The 3,677-nt window shown below is 68.3% G+C and carries 3 protein-coding genes and 1 pseudogene; 3 read left to right on the top strand and 1 reads right to left on the bottom strand.

Annotated elements, in window-relative coordinates:
* Together ACCC94_RS28650 and ACCC94_RS28645 are read left to right on the top strand one after the other, a co-directional pair.
* Window positions 1-517: pseudogene (locus ACCC94_RS28650) on the top strand (ATP-dependent DNA helicase); the annotation flags it as partial.
* A 57-nt stretch (window positions 518-574) separates the two neighbouring features.
* Window positions 575-2,095, top strand: coding sequence for a glycosyltransferase family 39 protein (locus ACCC94_RS28645; RefSeq protein WP_413352973.1), 1,521 nt, complete (start codon window positions 575-577; stop codon window positions 2,093-2,095).
* 4 nt (window positions 2,096-2,099) lie between these two features.
* On the opposite strand, the gene ACCC94_RS28640 is transcribed toward ACCC94_RS28645, so the two are convergent.
* Window positions 2,100-2,417, bottom strand: a complete 318-nt coding sequence (locus ACCC94_RS28640) for an Mpo1-like protein (protein WP_045210136.1) — start codon at window positions 2,415-2,417, stop codon at window positions 2,100-2,102.
* Window positions 2,418-2,565: 148 nt separating this feature from the next.
* On the opposite strand from ACCC94_RS28640, the gene ACCC94_RS28635 reads away from it, so the two are divergent.
* Complete coding sequence (locus tag ACCC94_RS28635) at window positions 2,566-3,564, top strand: AraC family transcriptional regulator (RefSeq protein WP_413352972.1); 999 nt, start codon at window positions 2,566-2,568, stop codon at window positions 3,562-3,564.
* The last annotated feature ends 113 nt before the right edge of the window (window positions 3,565-3,677 follow it).

Genomic DNA, 3,677 nt, shown 5'->3' with positions numbered 1-3,677 from the left:
GGCCGATGCCGGGCGCTGGGCGCTGCTGCGTCGCTCCACGCTGGAGGCGGGCGCGCGGTTGCCGGCGGAAGTGCTCGAACATGTCGCCATGACGCTGCTGCGCCGCTACGGCGTGGTCTGCTGGCGTCTGCTGGATCGCGAGGCCGACTGGCTGCCGCCCTGGCGCGACCTGCTGCGGGTCTACCACCGCCTGGAAGCCCGCGGGGAAATCCGCGGCGGGCGCTTCGTCGCCGGGCTGACCGGCGAGCAATTCGCCCTGCCGGAGGCTGTCGGCCTGCTGCGCGAAGTGCGTCGCCGCGAGGCGAACGGCGAATGGGTGGTGGTTTCCGCAGTCGACCCGCTGAACCTGGCCGGCACGCTGCTGCCGGGGCGCAAGGTGCCGGCGGTGAGCGGCAATCGCGTGCTCTACCGCGATGGCGTGCCGGTGGGCGCGTTGATCGCCGGCGAAGTGGAGCTGCTCGCCGAGCTGCCGGCCGAACACCAGGCCCGTGCGCGGGAACTGCTGATCCGTCGGTAAGCCGCGTGCGGCTGACGTACACTCAGCGGCACGGACGTTTCTCCCAGCGAGGCTGTGATGTCTTCCCGCGAGCCCCCGAGCCTGCCCGAGCTGTTGCGCCAGTGGTGGTTCCTGCCGCTGCTGGCGTTCGCGCTGTGCCTGCGCCTGTATGAGCTGACCGGCTCGGCCATCTGGGGCGACGAAAGCTCCAGCCTGTTCCTCGCCCGCTATTCGCCGCTGCAACTCTGGCAACACGCCGCCCACGACGTGCATCCGCCGCTGTACTTCTACCTTCTGCACCTGTGGACCGGGCTGCTGGGCGAGGGCGTGCTGTCGCTGCGTCTGTTCAGCGCGGTGTTCGGCACGCTCGCGGTGTTCTTCGGCGGCTGGCTGGCCTGGCGTCTCGCCAGCCGCCGCGCGGCCGTGCTCGCCGTCCTGCTGCTGGCGTTGCTGCCCACGGCGGTGCGCTACAGCCAGGAAGTGCGCATGTACTCGCTGCTCGGCTGCTGGCTGCTGGCGGCGACCCTGGCCTTGCTCTACTGGCTGGAGGAGGGGAAGCGACGCCATCTGCTGGCCTACGCGCTGCTGATGTCGGCGGCGTTCTACACCCACTACTTCAGCCTGTTCGGTCTGCTGGTTCACTGGGCCTGGCTGGCCACGCTGCCGAACAGCCCGCTGCGCCGCCGTAACTGGTGGCTGGCCAACCTGGCCATCGGCGTGCTGTTCCTGCCCTGGTTGCCCGGCCTGCTGGACCTGCTTGGGCACATGGCGGTGCTGGTTGCCGGCGGCGATGTGGGCTGGGAGCCGCCGGTGGATGCGCGCTCCGTCCCGTCGATGCTCTGGCAATGGCTGGCGCAGTCCGATGGCAACGAGCTGGCGTGGCCCTTGCTGGTGGGCGTGCCGTTGCTGGTCGTGGGGGCGATGCTGCTGGTGCTGCGTCAGGATCGCAGTCGCCAGCGCGCTGGTGTGTTGGTCTCGCTCTATGTCGGTCTGCCGCTATTGGCGCTGTATGGCGTGTCCTTCGCTTCGCCGGTGTTCGTCGAACGCTACCTGACGGCGTTTGCCCTGGGCCTGCCGCTGCTGTTCGCACTGGCGCTGGACCGTCTGCTGGAGTTACGGCGTGCGCTGGGAGCAATGACCTTGGCGACGCTGCTCGGGCTGCAGGGACTGGGGCTGGCGCGCGCCTACGAGACCGACCCGGACGAGCAGTTCGACGGCATGGTCGCCTACGTCAACGCGCACTACCGCGCCGGCGACCGGGTGGTGGTGGACGACATCCTCTGGTACCTGGCGTTCCGTTACTACAACCGCACCGGCAGCGAGCCGCTGCTCTATACCGCGCCGGCCGACGATGGCTCTTCGGGTCGGCCGGGCGAGTATGGTTTCGGATCGCTGATCGACGATCGCCAGCACAGCTTCGTCGATCGCCTGGCCGACCTGCCGCGCGATGAGGGGCGCGTGTGGCTGGTGATGAGCCGCTACAACGACCAGGAGATTCCCGACGTGCCCACCAGCTGGCGGCGCATCGCCCAGCATGCCGGCGGGGAAGTGCAGGCGCTGCTGTTCGAGCGCGCGTCGTTGCGTAATGCCGCGCGCTGATGACTCAGAAGCGGATGCGCCCGGTGAAGGCGTCCTTGAGCATCACCCAGTCGCCCATCAGCGACCACAGCGGGTACTTGAAGGTGGCGGGGCGGTTCTTCTCGAACACGAAATGCCCGACCCAGGCGAAGCCGTAGCCGGCCAGCGGCATGGCCAGCAGCCACAGCCAGTGCCCGCTGACGATGGCGTAGGCGAGGATCGACAGCACCAGCAGGCTGCCCACGTAGTGCAGGCGGCGGCACACGGCGTTGCTGTGCTCCTGCAGGTAGTACGGGTAGAACTCGGCGAAGCTCTGGAATCGATCGGCGGTCTGGGTGCTCATGGCGCACCTCCTGTTGTTGTGATAGCGGCAGTGTAGGCCGGTGCCTTCAGACTTGCGGATGACATGGGGGGCCAGTTTAGTATCCCCCTGTGCCGCCGGCTCATCCGACCGTTGGGCGCGGATCACCACCATAACCAGAAGAAGTTGCATGCCTGAGCGTACGACCCTGTCGAGCTGGGTGCGGGGGATCGTCCAGTCGCTGGAGCTGGAAGGCCTCGACTGCCGCGCGCTGTTCACTGAACTGCAGCTGGATTTCGCCGCCCTCGACGATCCCGATGCGCGCTTCCCGCAGGACGCCATGAGCCGCCTGTGGAACCGCGCCGTGGAGCTGTCCGGCAACCCGGCCATCGGCCTGAACATCGCCCGCGTGCATACGCCGGCGTTCCCGGTGGTGGGCTATGCATTGATGTCCAGCCGTAACCTGGGCGAGGGCTTCGAGCGCCTGGAGCGCTACCAGCGGATCATCGCCGAGGGCGCCGACCTGACCTTCCGCCGCCTGCCGGAGGGCTGCCTGTACCGCATCGTCGTCCACGGCGACCGCCTGCCGGTGCCGCGGCAGAGCGCGGAGTGTTCACTGGCGAGCCTGATTGCCATGCTGCGCTGGATTACCGGGCGGGCGATCAAGCCGCTGGAAGTGCGGCTGGCGGGCGAGGCGCCACCGGATATCGAACCCTACCGTGAGCTGTTCCAGGCGCCGCTGAGTTTCGGCCATGCGGATTGTGCGATGCTGTTCTCCCATGAGGACATGAGCGCGCCACTGCCCACCGCCAATGAGGAGCTGGCACGCCTGCACGACCGTTTCGCCGGGGAATACCTGGCGCGCTTCGTCAGCAGCCGCTTCAGCCACCAGACGCGCCAGGTGCTGTGCCGCCTGCTGCCCCAGGGCGAGCCCAAGCGCGAGGGCGTGGCGCAGGCGCTGCACCTGTCCGAGCGCACCTTGCAGCGGCGCCTGCAGGAAGAGGGCACCAGCTACCAGCAATTGCTCGACGACACCCGCCGCGAACTGGCCCAGCAGTACCTCGCCACGCCGCGCATGACGCTGCTGGAGATCGCCTACCTGCTGGGCTTCTCCGAGCCGAGCAACTTCTTCCGCGCCTTCCGCCGCTGGTTCGGCAAGACGCCCGGGGAGTACCGCGAGGAGCTTTAAGCTGTTGTAGGAGCGAGCTTGCTCGCGAACCGCTTGATGCCGTAGCCGCCAGAAAACCCGTTCGCGAGCAAGCTCGCTCCTACAGGAGGCGGGCCGCGCTACGGCGTTGCCGA

It is taken from the genome of Pseudomonas sp. Pseusp97 (assembly GCF_047304025.1).
GTDB lineage: Bacteria > Pseudomonadota > Gammaproteobacteria > Pseudomonadales > Pseudomonadaceae > Pseudomonas.
Note: the sequence above shows the minus strand (reverse complement) of the source record. Positions and strands in the feature narration are given on the sequence as shown.

Coding starts and splice junctions, on each gene's coding strand:
- ACCC94_RS28635 (WP_413352972.1), top strand. CDS start 2,566: ATGCCTGAGCGTACGACCCTGTCGAGCTGGGTGCGGGGGATCGTCCAG.
- ACCC94_RS28645 (WP_413352973.1), top strand. CDS start 575: ATGTCTTCCCGCGAGCCCCCGAGCCTGCCCGAGCTGTTGCGCCAGTGG.
- ACCC94_RS28640 (WP_045210136.1), bottom strand. CDS start 2,417: ATGAGCACCCAGACCGCCGATCGATTCCAGAGCTTCGCCGAGTTCTAC.